General features: G+C 72.9%; 13 protein-coding genes. 10 read left to right on the top strand and 3 right to left on the bottom strand.

What is annotated here, in order from left to right; translation table 11 throughout:
• Positions 1 to 96: 96 nt before the first annotated feature.
• Both SLAV_RS31635 and SLAV_RS31640 read right to left on the bottom strand, forming a co-directional pair.
• The gene (locus SLAV_RS31635; RefSeq protein ID WP_100661089.1) at positions 97 to 1260 is read right to left on the bottom strand and encodes an agmatine deiminase family protein; all 1164 of its coding nucleotides are present in this window, start codon (positions 1258 to 1260) and stop codon (positions 97 to 99) included.
• Between the two features lie 177 nt (positions 1261 to 1437).
• Positions 1438 to 2040, bottom strand: a complete 603-nt coding sequence (locus SLAV_RS31640) for a TetR/AcrR family transcriptional regulator (protein ID WP_244225253.1) — start codon at positions 2038 to 2040, stop codon at positions 1438 to 1440.
• Positions 2041 to 2151: 111 nt separating this feature from the next.
• Here SLAV_RS31640 and SLAV_RS41845 point away from each other — a divergent pair, with 111 nt between their 5' ends.
• The 9 genes from SLAV_RS41845 to SLAV_RS31685 all read left to right on the top strand — a co-directional run bounded on the left by SLAV_RS41845 (position 2152) and on the right by SLAV_RS31685 (position 12429).
• Positions 2152 to 3720: a serine/threonine-protein kinase gene (locus SLAV_RS41845; RefSeq protein WP_100661091.1), complete on the top strand. Its 1569-nt coding sequence runs from the start codon at positions 2152 to 2154 to the stop codon at positions 3718 to 3720.
• Positions 3721 to 3838: 118 nt separating this feature from the next.
• Positions 3839 to 4990, top strand: coding sequence for an agmatine deiminase family protein (locus SLAV_RS31650; protein WP_100661092.1), 1152 nt, complete (start codon positions 3839 to 3841; stop codon positions 4988 to 4990).
• Between the two features lie 131 nt (positions 4991 to 5121).
• Entirely contained in the window at positions 5122 to 5703 is a 582-nt protein-coding gene (locus SLAV_RS31655) for a TetR/AcrR family transcriptional regulator (RefSeq protein WP_100661093.1), read from the top strand.
• Between the two features lie 352 nt (positions 5704 to 6055).
• Positions 6056 to 7093, top strand: coding sequence for an agmatine deiminase family protein (locus tag SLAV_RS31660; RefSeq protein ID WP_100661094.1), 1038 nt, complete (start codon positions 6056 to 6058; stop codon positions 7091 to 7093).
• Positions 7094 to 7178: 85 nt separating this feature from the next.
• A complete protein-coding gene (locus tag SLAV_RS31665) occupies positions 7179 to 8849 on the top strand; it encodes an ABC transporter substrate-binding protein (RefSeq protein WP_100661334.1) in 1671 nt (556 codons plus the stop codon).
• Positions 8846 to 9805, top strand: a complete 960-nt coding sequence (locus tag SLAV_RS31670; protein WP_100661335.1) for an ABC transporter permease — start codon at positions 8846 to 8848, stop codon at positions 9803 to 9805. The genes SLAV_RS31665 and SLAV_RS31670 overlap by 4 nt, the downstream gene beginning before the upstream one ends.
• A complete protein-coding gene (locus tag SLAV_RS31675) occupies positions 9802 to 10656 on the top strand; it encodes an ABC transporter permease (protein ID WP_100661095.1) in 855 nt (284 codons plus the stop codon). The genes SLAV_RS31670 and SLAV_RS31675 overlap by 4 nt, the downstream gene beginning before the upstream one ends.
• Positions 10653 to 11639, top strand: coding sequence for an ABC transporter ATP-binding protein (locus tag SLAV_RS31680; RefSeq protein ID WP_100661096.1), 987 nt, complete (start codon positions 10653 to 10655; stop codon positions 11637 to 11639). Before SLAV_RS31675 ends, SLAV_RS31680 begins: the two co-directional genes overlap by 4 nt.
• Positions 11632 to 12429 carry an ABC transporter ATP-binding protein gene (locus SLAV_RS31685; RefSeq protein WP_100661097.1) on the top strand — a complete coding sequence of 266 codons (798 nt, stop codon included), beginning with the start codon at positions 11632 to 11634 and terminating at the stop codon, positions 12427 to 12429. The genes SLAV_RS31680 and SLAV_RS31685 overlap by 8 nt, the downstream gene beginning before the upstream one ends.
• 79 nt (positions 12430 to 12508) lie before the next feature.
• Here the strand turns inward: SLAV_RS31685 and SLAV_RS31690 are convergent, their stop codons facing one another.
• A complete protein-coding gene (locus tag SLAV_RS31690; protein ID WP_100661098.1) occupies positions 12509 to 13144 on the bottom strand; it encodes a TetR/AcrR family transcriptional regulator in 636 nt (211 codons plus the stop codon).
• Positions 13145 to 13302: 158 nt separating this feature from the next.
• Between SLAV_RS31690 and SLAV_RS31695 the strand changes: the two genes are divergently transcribed.
• A complete protein-coding gene (locus SLAV_RS31695; protein WP_100661099.1) occupies positions 13303 to 14460 on the top strand; it encodes an agmatine deiminase family protein in 1158 nt (385 codons plus the stop codon).
• Positions 14461 to 14555: the final 95 nt, after the last annotated feature.

Consider the following 14555-nt stretch of genomic DNA (forward strand, 5'->3'; position numbering starts at 1 on the left):
CCTGTCTCCTGCGGTCCGTAGCGAGCGGCAAACGCAACACGAGGGACGACCGTTGCTCCGGAGGGCCGTCGGGACGGGGGCCCAGCGGTCGGACGGTCAGGCCGCGGGCTTGCCGGGCTGGTCGTGGGTGGAGCAGTGGATGCCGCCGCCGCCCGAGGCGATGGTGTCGATCGGGACCTGAACGACGTCCCGCTTGGGGAAGTGCTCCCGCAGGATGCCGCGGGCCCGGTCGTCGGCCTGGCGGTCGCCGAACCTGGGCATGAACACCGCGTCGTTGGCGATGTAGAAGTTGGCGTAGGTGGAGACGAAGTCGTCGCCCCGGCCCGTGATCCTGTCGAGGTCGGGCTGGGGGAGGTCGATGACCTCGAAGCGCCGGCCCCGGGCGTCGGTCGCCCCGGACAGGACGGACTTCGCCTGGTCGGCGGAGCGGGACCAGGAGTCCGGCGGGGTGGAGGGGTGCGCGCGGTCCAGCAGGACCACACCGGGCGCGGTGAAGCGCACGAGGCTGTCCACGTGGGCGTCCGTGATGTCCTCACCCCGCACACCGGCCAGCCAGATCACCTTTTCCAGGCCCAGGGTCTGCTTGAGCTCGGCCTCGATGGTGTCCCGTGACTTCCCCTTGTTGCGGTTGTCGTTGACGATCGAACTCTCGGTGATCAGCAGGGTGCCCTCGCCGTCCGGCTCGAAGGAGCCGCCTTCGGCGACCAGGGGCGCCTGGGCGCGGGGGATCCCGTACTTGGCGAGCAGGTTGCGGCCGACCGCCCCGTCGTTCTTGTGCTCCTGCTTGTTGCCCCAGCCGTTGAAGTTGAAATCGACCCCGACGACCTTCCCGCCCTGTTCGACGAAGACGGGGACGATGTCGCGGGCCCAGAGGTCGTCGACCGCCAGCGGGATCACCTCGACGTCCTTGCCGCAGGCGCGCTGCGCCGCGTCCACCTGCTCGGGGCGGGCCATCATGACGACGGCCTCGTGCTGTCCGACGGCGCGGGCGATCCGCGCGATGTCCTCGCGTACGTAGGGCAGGTCCTGCCCCCACATCGAGGACAGCGCGGGCCAGGACATGAAGGTACGGGTGTGGCTCTCCCATTCGGCGCCGAGACGGCGCCCGCCGCCCGCGGAGGGGGAAGGGGAGGAAGCACCGGCGGCGCCGGCCTGGGATCCGGCCGCCGTGGGACCGCAGGCCGAGGCGCCGGCGATCGCCGCACCGATGCCGGCGAGGGTGCGAAGGGCGGTCCGGCGGGTGGGCGGCTGGAGGGGCACGGGGAACTCCGATCATGGGCCGGCGGATGCGCGGCATCGGCCGGGGGCGGGCGCAGTCGTCACCTGGACCGACAAAAAGGGCCTCAAGGACAAGGGTGAGCCATCCGCCTTGCGAACGGCCGGTCGACGCGAAGAGCGACGCGGCCTCGTACCGTCACTGTGGCACTGACTGGAAATTCAGTCAATTCTTTCCCCAAGGGAACCCAGGCGGCCGATTTCCACTCGGATCGCCTCGCGCAGCAGTCCGCGGGCGTGCTCCAGCGGGAGCAGGCCGCTGAGCCAGCGGGCGCTCAGCCCCTCCAGGAGGGCGGTCAGCCGCTCCGCCGCGGCCGTGACGGCGCCGGCCGGCGCGTCCGGGCACAGGGCGGCGAGGTGGCCGGCGACCTCCGCCACCCAGGCCGCGCCGGCCGCCGCGAGTTCCTCGCGCAACTCCGGATCGAAGACGGAGTGGGCTCGCAGCTCTCCCCAGGCGGTGCTGTTCTCCCGCACCTCGGGCACGTCCTGGAACTCCAGCAGCAGGGTCTGTTCCAGGAGCGTCCGTCGGTCGGGCGGGTGGGCCGCGGTCGGACCCTGCGCGGTGGCGGTGTAACGGTCCGCGCGGTCCCCGATGAACGCCAGGGCGTGCCGCAGGATGCCGGGCCGGTCCTTGAAGTGGTAGTACACCAGGCCGGTGGAGACCCCGGCCTCGGCCGCCAGGTCGGCCACCCGCAGCCCCCGGACGCCCTGGCGTGCGATGACCCGCGCGGCGCCCGTGAGGATGGCCCTCTTGTTGTCGGTCACTGCCCGATCCCTCCCTGTCGTGTTCGTGATCGTATGGGCGTACATTGACTGAAAGTTTAGTCAGCAGGCACGATGCGTGCAGTGTCATCCCCGCATCGAAAGAGCCCCCGCATGCTTGAGCGCCACCCCGACGCCCCATCCGGCACGGGCCCCCTGCCCGAGGCACTGGCCGCCGACGACCCCCGGCACATCGGCGGCTACCGCCTCCACGCCCGGCTCGGGTCCGGCGGCATGGGCGTGGTCTACCTGGCCTACACGCCCGGCGGCCGCCCCATCGCCCTGAAGGCCGTCCGCAGGGAGTTCGCGGCGGACCCCGAGTTCCGTGAACGGTTCGCCCGGGAAGTCGCCAGCGCCCGCCGCATCCACGGCCTCTTCACGGCCCAGGTGGTCGACTCCGGCGTCGACGACCACACGCCGTGGCTCGCCACGACCTACGTCGCGGGCCCCTCCCTGCAGGAGGTGGTGCGCCGGCACGGACCACTGCCGGTGCGCACGGTCCTCCTGCTCGTCGCGGGCATCGCCGAGGCGCTCCAGGTCATCCACGGGGCGGGCGTCGTCCACCGGGACCTCAAGCCCGCCAACGTGCTGATCGCGGGGGACGGTCCCCGGGTGATCGACTTCGGCATCGCGCGCGCGGCCGACGCCGTCGCCCTCACCGGCGCGGGCCTGCGGATCGGCACCGCCGCCTTCATGGCGCCCGAGCAGGCCCTGGGGCTGCCGGTGACCCCGGCCACCGATGTCTTCGCCCTCGGGGCGCTGGCGGCGTACGTGGCCGGCGGCAGCCCGCCCTTCGGCGAAGGGCCGGAGTCCGGGGCCCTGTACCGGGTGGTCCACGAGCATCCCGACCTCACGCGCATCCCCCGTGACCTGCACGACCTGGTCGCGTGGTGCCTGGCCAAGCGCCCCGAGGACCGCCCGGGCACCGCCGCGCTGATCGCCGCGGTGCACGCCCACCCCTCGGTGGGGCCGCGGCCGGAGTTCACCGACGGCTGGCTGCCCCGGCCCGTCCTGGACGAGGTCGGGGGGAGTGGAGCGGTGCGTCACGCCCCGACGGTCCTGGCCGCGCCCGCGCCCGGCGCCCCGGCGGTCGCGCCGCCCGCGCCGCCCGCCGCGTCACCGGCTCCGGGACCCGCTCCCGCGCCGGCGCCGACGCCCGGATCCGGCCGACGGGCCCGGGCGGGCGGGCGGCGGCGCGTACGTACGGTGCTGCCGGCGGTGGCCGCCACCCTCCTGGTCTGCGCCGGCGCCGTGTACTGCCTGGACGGCCCCGCCCGCGAGGGCGCGGACGGCTCCGCGGCCGCCGAGGCCCCCGCCTACCGCCCCGGCTACGCCAGGACGGAGCTCACCTCCCCGGACGCGGGCTACGAGTTCGACCTGACCTCGGGCAAGGTCGCGGCGGCGACGACGGTGGACTGGTACCTCGCGCGGGAGGGCCGGGGGTTCGTGCCGTCGGAGGAGTCGGACTCCTTCGTGTCCGCCAGCGGGGAGCTGACGGCCGAGGACTGCGTCCACGGCATCGAGGCGAAGCCGGCCGCCGCACTGCCCTTCGAAGCCCTCACCGACCAGCGCCCCTTCTGCGTGAGCAGTCCGGACCGGAGCAAGGTCGCGATCGTGCGGCTGGTCGCGGCGGCCGCGGACGGCGCCGTCACGATCGTCGTGGACCAGTACCTGAGGAACTGACATCCGTGCCGAACCGGGCCGGAGGGCCCGAGCGGCCCCGCGACAGGGCTTGACTGAATTTTCAGTCAAGGTCAGGATGTCGCCACATCCCACTCCTTCCCCTCAGGGAGAGCCGCCCATGGACATGTCCCGAACCACCCGCCGCCAGGTGCTCCGGCTCGGAGCGGCGGCCCTGCCGCTCGCCGCCCTCGCGTCGGGCCTGCCCTCCGTCGCACGGGCGGCCACCGCCCCCGCCGGAGCCCTCCGGATGCCGGAGGAGACCGACCGCCACGTCCGCACCTACATGGCCTGGCCCGCGCTCTCCTCGGTCTGGGGCGGCAAGCTCGACGCGGTACGGGGCGACATCGCGGAGGTGGCGTACGCGATCTCGCGCTTCGAACCGGTCGTGATGCTGGCCCGCCCCGCTCAGGCCGCGGACGCCCGCTACCGCTGCGGACGCGGTGCCCAGTACGCCATCGACGTCATCGAGATCGCCGTCGACGACCTGTGGATCCGCGACTTCGGCCCCACCTTCGTCGTGGGCCCCGGCGCGATCGCGGGGGTGGACACCAATTTCAACGGCTGGGGCAAGACCGGCACCAAGTACGCCCAGCCGTTCGCCAACGACGCGGCGGCGGCCGGAATCCTCCTCAACGAGTACGGGGTGCCCCGGATCGCGGCCGGGTTCGTCGGCGAGGGCGGCTCGCTGGAGGCCGACGGCGAGGGGACCCTGCTGGCCACCGTCAGCTCGCTGGTGAACGCCAACCGGAACCCGGGCATGGACCAGGACCAGGTCGAACAGGCCCTGAAACCGGCACTCGGCATCGACAAGGTCATCTGGGTGCCCGGACTGGCCGGGCAGGACATCACCGACTGCCACATCGACTGCCTCGCCCGTTTCGCGGGCCCGGGGCGGGTCGTCCTGGACAAGCCGGGAGCCGGTACGGACCCCAGGTGGATCGCCGTCTACGAGGAGACCCGGCGGATCCTGGAGGGCGCCACCGACGCCCGCGGCCGCCGCCTCGCGATCACGGAGCTCCCGGGGCCCGCCCGCATCCCGGGCAAGGGTGACGAGTTCCTGTCCAGCTACACCAACTACTACACCGCGAACGGCGCGGTCATCGCCCCGCGGTTCGGCGACGCCGCCGCCGACGGTCTCGCGTACTCCATCCTGCAGGCCGCCTACCCCGACCGGCAGGTGGTCCAGGTCCGCATCGACAACATCGCCTCCGGCGGCGGTGGCATCCACTGCGCCACGCAGTCGCACCCGGCCGTGCCCCCGGCCGTCTGATGGCCGCCGGGCCCCGGGGGCGGGGCGGCGGGGCCCCGGCCGCCGTGCGGGCGCCGTCCGCCCCCGAGGCCCGTACGCCGGGTGACGGGGCGCCTACGGCCGGCCCCGAACGCCCCGGTAAAGTTCCGGCCATGGCGTCTCGCAGCACTCAGATCCTCGAAGCGGCCGCACGGGTGATCGCCCGGCGCGGGGTCCGCGGGCTGCGCGTGGAGGAACTCGCCGCGGAGGCCGGTGTCTCCACCGCGCTGATCTACTACCACTTCAAGGACCGCACCGGGGTCCTGCGCCAGACCCTCGAATTCATCAACGACCGTGCGGAGCGCTACACCACCGACCGCGATCCGGACGCCCCGCGGCTCTCCCCCCGGGAAGAGCTGGAGGAAACCCTGCTGCTGGAGCTCCAGGACACCGTGGAGGTCCGGGAGAACAGCTCGGTCTGGGGTGAACTGCGGGCCAGCGCCGTCTTCGACGAGGTACTGCGCGAGGACCTCGCCCGCGCCACCCTCGTGTGGGTCCAGGAGGTCGCCGCGCTGCTGGGCCAGGTCCAGCCGATGGCGCCCGCCTCGTCGCTCGCCGCCGCGGCCGAACGGCTCACCGCCCTGCTCGAAGGGCTCAGCATGCGCTGGCTCTCCGGTGGCGTGCGGATCGACCACGCGCAGGAGCTCCTGCGCTCCTCCATCGACGCCGAACTCGACGGCCTCCGGCAGAACTGACGTACCCGCCTCCGCCCTGCGGAAGGCCGGGAGTTTGCGTCGCCCTGTCCATTGACTGAATTTTCAGTCAATGGAAGAGTGGAGGCATCGAGCCGCCGGCCCACGAGGCCGCCGCGACCCTCGGCCTCCTCGTCTCGTCACTCCAAGATCCCGACTCTCCGCAGGCGTGCACCCCTGGGCGGTGCACCCGCGGCCCGGTCGGTCCCGGTGGCCGCCGCATCCGTCTTCCGGGAGCAGGAACGTTCATGAAGGTCTGCCCGCAGGCCCCGGTCGGAACCCTCGTCCCTGCCACCGCTTGACTGAATTTTCAGTCGGGTGGAACACTCCGTCAACGAAAGAAATGAGCCGCCAGATGTCTGGATACCGTATGCCTGCCGAGTGGTCCGAGCACGAGGGCTGCCTGATGGCCTGGCCGGTCCGCGAGGACCTGTGGGGGAGCGTGCTGGACGAGGTGAAGGAGGAGTACGCCAACGTCGCCCGTGCCATCGCGGCCTTCGAGCCCGTCACGATGGTCGCCCCGCCCGGCCACGGCGACGACGCCCGCGCCCACTGCGGGGACGCCGCCGACGTCACCGTCATCGAGCTGCCGGTCGACGACTCCTGGTTCCGCGACTCCGCCCCGCTCTTCGTGCTCGACGACGACGGCAACCGCGCCGGCGTGGACTTCCGCTTCAACGCCTGGGGCCGCAAGCACCACCCGTTCGACGCCGACGACCGGATCAGCGCCCTGCTGCTGGAGCGCCTCGGGGCCGACCGCCACGCCTCCGACATGATCCTCGAAGGCGGAGCGATCACCGTGGACGGGGAGGGCACGCTGATCACCACCGAACAGTGCCTGCTGCACCCCAACCGCAACCCCGGCATGACCCGCGACGGGATCGAGGCCGAACTGAAGGCCAGGCTCGGGGTCACCAAGGTCATCTGGCTGCCGTACGGCGGCCTGCTCGACACCGAGACGGACGGCCACGTCGACGGCGTCTGCGCCTTCGCCGCGCCCGGCACGGTCGTCGTCTCCCTGCCCTCCGACCCCACCCACCCCGACTACGCCCGGATGCGCGCCAACCGCGCGGTGCTGGAAGCCTCCACCGACGCCCGCGGCCGCCGGCTGGAGATCGTCGACGTGCCCCAGACGGCCTTCGCCGACCTCGCCGACCTCGCCGACGGCGAGATCGAGGTCTCCTACCTGAACTACTACGTCGCCAACGGCGGCGTGGTCGTCCCCGTGGCCGGACTGCAGCAGGACGAGGACGCCCTCGCGGTCATCGCCTCCGCCCACCCCGGCCGCAAGGTCGTCGGTGTACGGGCGCTCGCCATCGCCTTCGGCGGCGGCGGGGTGCACTGCATCACCCAGCAGATCCCCGCGCCCCGACGCCCGGCCGCCGCTTCCTGACCAGGCGCCGAACGCTCCCGGCGGACCGCCCCGGCGGTCCGCCCACTCCTCCCCCCGCCCCCCTCACGGACCAGAGAGCGTGACGATGACCAGCTCCCCACCCCGCGCGAGCAGACGGCCGTACCGTCTGTCCTCCCGCCTCGCGGCCCTCCCCGCCGCGACCGCCGTCCTGGCCTCCCTCGCCCTGCTCGCGGCCTGTGCGGGGCCGCCCAAGGGAGGGGGTGGCGCCGTCTCGGACACCCACCTCTCCGCGTCCACCCCGCCGGCCCGGGGCGAGATCGACTCGTTCAGCTGGGCCGTGTACGCGGAGCCGCCCACCCTCGACTACACGGTGGCCTTCGACTACCCGCAGAACACCATCCTGTCCAACGTGTGCGAGAGCCTGATGCGCTGGACCCCGGCCCTCACCACCGAGCCCGGTCTCGCCGAGAAGGCGTCCAACCCGGACCCCACCACCTGGGTGTACGACCTGCGCCCCGGCGTGCGCTTCCACGACGGCAAGGAGATGACCGCCGACGACGTGGTGTTCAGCCTCGGCCGTCAGATGGACCCCGACAACGCCGCCGCCTGGGCCCAGGTCTTCCAGAACGTCTCCGCGGTCACCAAGACCGGCCCGCTCCAGGTCACCGTCACCCTCAAGAAGCCCGACTCCCAGTTCCCCCAGTACATGGCCTCGGCCGCCGGAGTGGTCGCCTCCAAGGCCGGCGTCGAGGCGGCGGGCAAGGACTACGGCACCACCGGCGGCCTCGCCTGCACCGGCCCCTTCCAGCTCGGCACCTGGAACAAGGGCCAGTCGATCGAACTCGACCGCTTCGACGACTACTGGGGCACGAAGGCCAAGGCGAAGAAGGCCGTATTCCGCATCCTCACCGACCCCTCCGCCCGCACCAACGCCATGCTCAGCGGCGAGGTCGACGGCGGCTACCTGATCCCCACCGAGAGCTACGCCCGGCTGCGCGCCGGCGGCGCCGGCACCCTCTACTTCGGCGAGGGCCTCAGCACCGTCAACGTCAACATCACCAACATGCAGGGCCCCCTCGGAGACGTCCGCGTACGCCAGGCGCTGTCCCTGGCCCTGGACCGCAGCGGATTCGTCAGGGCCGGACTCGCCGGCGCCGGCACGGTCACCGGCTCCCTCACCACCCGGGCCGCCTGGGCCGCCGCCCCCGAGGCCACCCGGAAGACCGCCTTCGACGGACTGCCGCCCACCGGCCAGGACATCGAGCGGGCCAAGGCCCTGGTCAAGGAGGCCGGAGCCACCGGCAGGACCCTGACCATGGCCACCAGCTCCATAGGCCAGGACGTCTCCCTCCTCGCCACCGCGGTCCAGGCGGCGGGCAACCGCATCGGCCTCGACGTCCGCCTCAAGACCATCGCGCCCAACGCCTTCACCGCGCTGTTCACCGACCCCGGGGCGCGCGAGGGCATCGACATGTTCCCGCTCACCTACTACGACTCCATCACCGACCCCCTCGACCTGCTGTCGAACTTCAAGACCGGCGCCTACATGAACTTCGCCGGCTACAGCGACCCCGAGTACGACAAGCTCGTCGAGCAGGCCGCCGCCACCTACCCCGTCGAGGAACGGACGGCCGTCGAGGCCAAGCTCCAGAAGCACGCCGCCGGGCAACTGCTGTGGATCCCCGTCGCCGAATGGCCGACCGCGATGTTCCAGGGCAAGCGCATCACCGGAGCGCCCACGACGATCTCGTACATGTACCACCCGTGGGCCGCCGCCGTGGGGGCCGCACAGTGAACTTCGTCCGATTCGCCGCACGCCGGGTGGCGGAGATGGCCGCCACCCTGCTCGTCGCCTCGTTCGTGGTCTTCGGGGCCATGTACCTGGCGCCGGGCAGCCCGGCGAGCTTCCTGCTCGCCGGCCGGTCGGCCTCACCCGAGGCCCTCGCCTCCATCAACGCCCAGTACCACCTGGACGACCCCTTCCTCGTACGCTACTTCCGCTGGCTCGGCGACGTGCTGCAGGGCGACTTCGGGCGCTCGATCACCTACCGCACCGACGTCTCGCGCCTCCTGGCGGACCGGCTCCCCGTGACGCTGTTCCTGATCGCCATGGCCCTCGCCGTGGTCGTCGTGGTCGGCCTGCTGCTCGGCCGGATCGCCGCCGTCCGGGGCGGCACCACCGACTCCGCCATCCTCGTCACCACCACGTTCGCCGTCGGCACCCCGTCCTTCGTCGCGGCGGTCCTGCTCCAGGGCCTCTTCGCCGTACGCCTCGGCTGGTTCCCCAGCAGCGGCGGCGGCGACGGCCTCGGCGACATGCTCTGGCACCTCACGCTCCCCGCGATCGCCCTGGCCCTCTACCTCGTCGGCATGCTCGCCCGGGTCACCCGCTCGGCGATGCTCGAAGCCCTCGACAGCGAACACGTCACCGTGGCCCGCAGCCGGGGGGTCCCCGAACGCCAGGTCATCCGCCGGCACGTCTTCCGCAACTCCCTCGGCACGGTCCTGACCACCGGCGGACTGATCGTCTCCACCCTGCTGGTGTGCACCATCCTGGTCGAGACCGCCTTCAGCATCGGCGGGATCGGCCAGCTCCTCGAACTGTCCACCACCACCAAGGACTTCCCGACCGTCCAGGCGATCTCCCTGATCATCGTCGCCCTCTTCATGATCGTGAACCTGATCGTGGACCTGCTGCTGCCCCTGGTCGACCCCCGGGTCACCCTCGGATCCCGGGAGGCCGCCGTATGACCGCCGTCCTGACGCGCCGGCCGGGACTCTCCCGGATCCGCGCCACCGGTTCCCCGCTCCACCTCGTCTGCCTCGCCCTCGCCGCCCTCGTCGCGGTGGCCGCCGTACTCGCGCCCTGGGTGGTGCCCCACGACCCCAACGCCGTCGACCTGGGCAACGCCCTCGCCGGACCCTCCGCCGAGCACCCGCTCGGCATGGACGCCGCGGGCCGCGACACCCTCTCCCGGCTGCTGCTCGGCGCGCGCACCTCCCTCCTCGGCCCCCTGGGAGTCGTCGTCTTCTCCACCGTCGCCGGCATCGCCGTCGGCATGGCCGCCGCCTGGCGGGGCGGCTGGCTCGACTCCGTCCTGTCCCGCAGCACGGAGCTGGTCTTCGCCTTCCCCGGCATGCTGCTGGCCATCCTGATCATCTCGGTCCACGGCGAGGGCCTGCTCGCTCCGGTCATCGCGCTCGCCCTCGCCTACCTGCCCTACGTCAGCCGGCTGACCCGCTCGCTGGTGCTGGCCGAGCGCGCCCGCCCGTACGTCAGCGCCTACCGGGTCCAGGGCCACTCCGCCCTGCAGATCTGCCTGCGGCACGTCCTGCCCAACATCGCCCCCGTCGTCCTCGCCCAGTCCACCATCAACTTCGGCTACGCCCTGATGGACCTCGCGGGCCTGTCCTTCCTCGGACTCGGCGTCCCCGCCCTCACCCCCGACTGGGGCCGCATGGTCTTCGACGGGCAGACCGCCATCCAGGCCGGCTACCCGCTCTCGGCCGTACTGCCCTGTGTCTTCATCGTGCTGACCGTCGTCGCCTTCAACGTGGTGGGCGAGCGGTGGGCCGACCGTGTCTCCAGGAGGGCCCGATGAGGCCGACGCCCGCACTCGACGTCCGGGGTCTGAGGGTCACCCTGCCCGGCACCGCCCGACCCGTCCTCGACGGGGTCGACCTCACCGTCGGCGCCGGGGAGACCGTGGCCCTCGTGGGCGAGTCCGGTTCCGGCAAGAGCATCGCCTCCCGCAGCGCGCTGCGCCTGCTGCCGACGGGCGGGGTCGCCGAGGGCGAGGTACGGGTGGCGGGCGAGGACGTCCTCACCATGGACGCCGCCCGGCTGCGACAGGTCCGCGCCGGCACGGTGGCCATGGTCTTCCAGGACCCGTGCGCCGCCGTCAACCCGCTGCGCCGCATCGGTGACTTCCTGACCGAGGGCGTCACCCTCGCCGGGACCATGAGCCCCGCACGGGCCGCGGCCCGAGCGGTCGAACTCCTGGGCGCCGTAGGACTGGACGGGTCCGTCCTGCGCAAGTACCCCGGCCAGGTCTCCGGCGGCATGCTCCAGCGCGTCGTCATCGCGGCCGCCCTCATGGGCGACCCCGTGCTCCTGATGGCCGACGAGCCCACGACGGCCCTGGACGTCACCAGCCAGGCCGAGGTCATCGCCGTCCTGGCCACGCTCCGCGAACGCTTCGGCACCGGCTTGCTGTTCGTCACCCACGACCTGGACCTCGCCGCCGCCATCAGCGACCGCGTCTACGTCATGTACGCGGGACGGATCGCCGAGAGCGGCCCGGCCGAAGCCCTCTTCGCCCGCCCGAGGCACCCCTACACGGCGGCCCTGCTCGCCTCCACCCCGAGGATGGAGGGCCCCCGGGGCCGGCTCGCCGCCATCGACGGCCAACCGCCCGACCTGCGCGAGCCGTTGCGGGGCTGCGCGTTCGCCGCCCGCTGCCCCCTCGCCACGGAGGTCTGCGACGAGCGGGCCCCGCTGCCGTCCCCGGCCCCCGGCCGCCCGGACCACACCGCCGCCTGCCACCACAGCGACCTGCTCGAAGGGAGCGCCGTCGATGCCTGAGAACGTACTGGAGGTGACCGGACTGCGCCGCTCCTTCGGAGCCGTCCGCGCTGTGGACGAGGTGTCCTTCACCCTCCCCCAGGGGGGATCGCTGGGCATCGTCGGCGAGTCCGGCTCCGGCAAGACGACCACCGCCCGGATCGTCGTCGGCCTGGAGCGCGCCGACGAGGGCGAGATCCTGGTCCGGGGGCGGCCCCGGGGCGGGCCGCCGCGCGGCCGGACGGCGCGGCTGGCCCGCGCCCGTGAGATCCAGATGGTGTTCCAGGACCCGTACCTCTCCCTGGACCCGCGCACCAGCGTCGAGGCGGTCCTGCGCGAGACCCTGGGCCTGCACTTCCCCGGCCGCGACCACACCCCGCGGGTACGGGAACTGCTAGACCAGGTGGGCCTGGGCACCCGAGCCGCCGACGCGCTCCCGCGCCACCTCTCCGGCGGCCAGCGCCAGCGCGTCGCCATCGCCCGGGCCCTCGCCGTCGAACCGGCCGTGCTCATCCTGGACGAGGCGGTCGCCGCGCTCGACGTCTCCGTCCAGGCGCAGATCCTCAACCTGCTGGCCGACATCCGGGAACAGACGGGGATCGGCTTCCTCTTCATCACCCACGACCTCGGGGTCGTCCGGTGCGTCACCGACGAGATCGTCGTGATGCGGCACGGGGCCGTCGTCGAACAGGGGGCCACCGACGAGGTGCTCTCCTCACCGAGGCACCCCTACACCCGGCTGCTCCTGGAGTCCGTGCCCCGCCCGGGGTGGGATCCGCAGGCCATCGCCGCGGCCCGGCGGGCGCTGTAGGAGGCGCACCGGGGGAGCGGGCCCGCTCCCGGGCCGGGCCGCGCGTCCGGCCCGGTCGGACGCCGGGGTAGACGGCGGGTCAGACGCCGGCGGCGAGCGTACGGATCAGCGCGCGCAGCACCGGACCGGGGTCCACCTCGGAGCCGAGCGACTCCGCGGCGGCCAGGCCGTCCACGGCGGCGGCCACCGCCTCGCCCAGCGGGCGGGGGTCGACGCCCCCGCCCCGCTCGTCGGCCAGCACCGCGAACAGCGTGACGAAACAGGCCCGCCACCGGGAGTACTCGGCCTCCAGGCACTCCCGCACGCGCGCGTCGTTGAGGGCGTGCCAGTGCAACGCCGAATGGAGGTGGGAGAGTTCCGCGCCCTCGGGCCGGGTCAGCAGCTCCAGTACCCGCTCGGAACGCTGCGCGAACGAGCCCTCCCCGGAGACGGCCGCCTCCAGGGGGTGGATCCACTCCGGGCGGATGTCCGCGATGACCGCCAGGACGAGGTCGGTCCGGTCCTGGAAGTGGTAGTGGCACATCCCGTGCGACACGCCGCACAGCGCCGCCACGTTGCGGGTGGTGAAGCGTTCGCTCATGCCCCCGGCCAGGAGGGTCCGCGCGGCGGCGATCAGCCGCGCCCGGGTCTGCTCGCCCTTCGCGGAGACCCGGGGGCGTCCCGCGCGGACGGGGGGCGTGGTCGGGGCCGGGGAGCCCGGTGCGGAAGGTGCCATGGCGTCACTCTAACGAGGCTCCGGCACCCGACCTGGGGCTTTTCCCGATCCTCCGGAACGACCTTGTCCAAACTATTGACCGAGCGCTTGGCCAGTTTTACGTTTCCGGTCAACCCCGCTGCCAGGCGGGGGAGTTGGCACCCCCCAAGGAGACCCCCATGAGCGAACACGCCTTCCGCCCGCCCGCCCGGGGCATGGACCGGCGCCGGTTCCTGGCCGCCGCCGGTCTCACCGCCGCGGCCGGTGCGGCCGCCGCGCTGACCGCGGCCGACGGGCGGGCCTCGGCGGCCCCCCGCCCCGCCGCCGCGGGCGCGTTCAGCGTGCCGATCGAGGACGTCCGCCACACCCGCACCTGGATGGCCTGGCCGGACAGCACCTCCATCTGGGGCAGCAGCCTCAGCGGGGTCCAGTCGGACATCGCCCTGATCGCCCGCACCATCGCCAAGTACGAGCCGGTGTACATGTGCGCCAACTCCGGCAGCGCGGCCCGGGCCCGCTCGCTGTGCGGCTCGACGGTCACCGTCGTCACCACCGTCCCCGTGGACGACTGCTGGATGCGCGACAGCGGCCCGGTCTTCCGTACCGACGGGGCGGGCGGCCTGGACGCGGTCGGCCTGAACTTCAACGGCTGGGGCAACAAACAGACCCACTCCAAGGACGCCCTGGTCGCCGGGCGGATCGCCTCCTGCGTCGGCGTCCCGTTCACCGCCGCCGGCCTGGTGGGGGAGGGTGGCGCGGTCGAGCAGGACGGCGCCGGCACCCTGATGGCGACCCGCAGCAGCCTGGTGAACCGCAACCGCAACCCCAACAAGTCGCAGGCGCAGATCGAGGCCGCGCTGTGCGCCGCCTACGGCGCCTCCAACGTGATCTGGTTCGACGGGGTGACCGGCCAGGACATCACGGACGACCACGTCGACGCGACCTCGCGCTTCCTCGCTCCCGGCAAGGCCCTCGTCCAGATGCCGTTGGCCTCGGACAAGGACGTCTACGCCAAGGACGCGCGCCAGCAGTTCCAGATCCTGTCCGGGGCGACGACCGCGGGCGGTGCCCCGATCACCGCCGAGAAGCTCCAGGGCCCCGACTACAACCTGATCCGCTCCACCAACCGGGACTTCCTCGCCTCCTACGCCAACTACTACGTGTGCAACGGCGCCGTCATCAGCGGCCAGTTCGGCGACACCCAGGCCGACGCGGCCGCGCGGGCCACGCTGACGCGCCTGTTCCCCGGCCGCGTCGTCGAACGGCTCAACATCGACCGCCTCGGCACCGGCGGCGGCGGCATCCACTGCGTCACCCAGCAGCAGCCCGTGCCGTAACGGTCCCGCCGTCGAGCTGCTCGGCAGCCATATGACGGTGGCAGAATCCTTTTCTCACCCTCCGGGGCATACGGGTGATCTTGGTGGGTCCCTGC

The organism is Streptomyces lavendulae subsp. lavendulae (assembly GCF_002803845.1).
Taxonomy (GTDB): Bacteria; Actinomycetota; Actinomycetes; order Streptomycetales; family Streptomycetaceae; genus Streptomyces; species Streptomyces lavendulae.

Coding starts and splice junctions, on each gene's coding strand:
- SLAV_RS41845 (WP_100661091.1), top strand. CDS start 2,152: ATGCTTGAGCGCCACCCCGACGCCCCATCCGGCACGGGCCCCCTGCCC.
- SLAV_RS31650 (WP_100661092.1), top strand. CDS start 3,839: ATGGACATGTCCCGAACCACCCGCCGCCAGGTGCTCCGGCTCGGAGCG.
- SLAV_RS31655 (WP_100661093.1), top strand. CDS start 5,122: ATGGCGTCTCGCAGCACTCAGATCCTCGAAGCGGCCGCACGGGTGATC.
- SLAV_RS31660 (WP_100661094.1), top strand. CDS start 6,056: ATGTCTGGATACCGTATGCCTGCCGAGTGGTCCGAGCACGAGGGCTGC.
- SLAV_RS31665 (WP_100661334.1), top strand. CDS start 7,179: ATGACCAGCTCCCCACCCCGCGCGAGCAGACGGCCGTACCGTCTGTCC.
- SLAV_RS31675 (WP_100661095.1), top strand. CDS start 9,802: ATGACCGCCGTCCTGACGCGCCGGCCGGGACTCTCCCGGATCCGCGCC.
- SLAV_RS31680 (WP_100661096.1), top strand. CDS start 10,653: ATGAGGCCGACGCCCGCACTCGACGTCCGGGGTCTGAGGGTCACCCTG.
- SLAV_RS31685 (WP_100661097.1), top strand. CDS start 11,632: ATGCCTGAGAACGTACTGGAGGTGACCGGACTGCGCCGCTCCTTCGGA.
- SLAV_RS31690 (WP_100661098.1), bottom strand. CDS start 13,144: ATGGCACCTTCCGCACCGGGCTCCCCGGCCCCGACCACGCCCCCCGTC.
- SLAV_RS31695 (WP_100661099.1), top strand. CDS start 13,303: ATGAGCGAACACGCCTTCCGCCCGCCCGCCCGGGGCATGGACCGGCGC.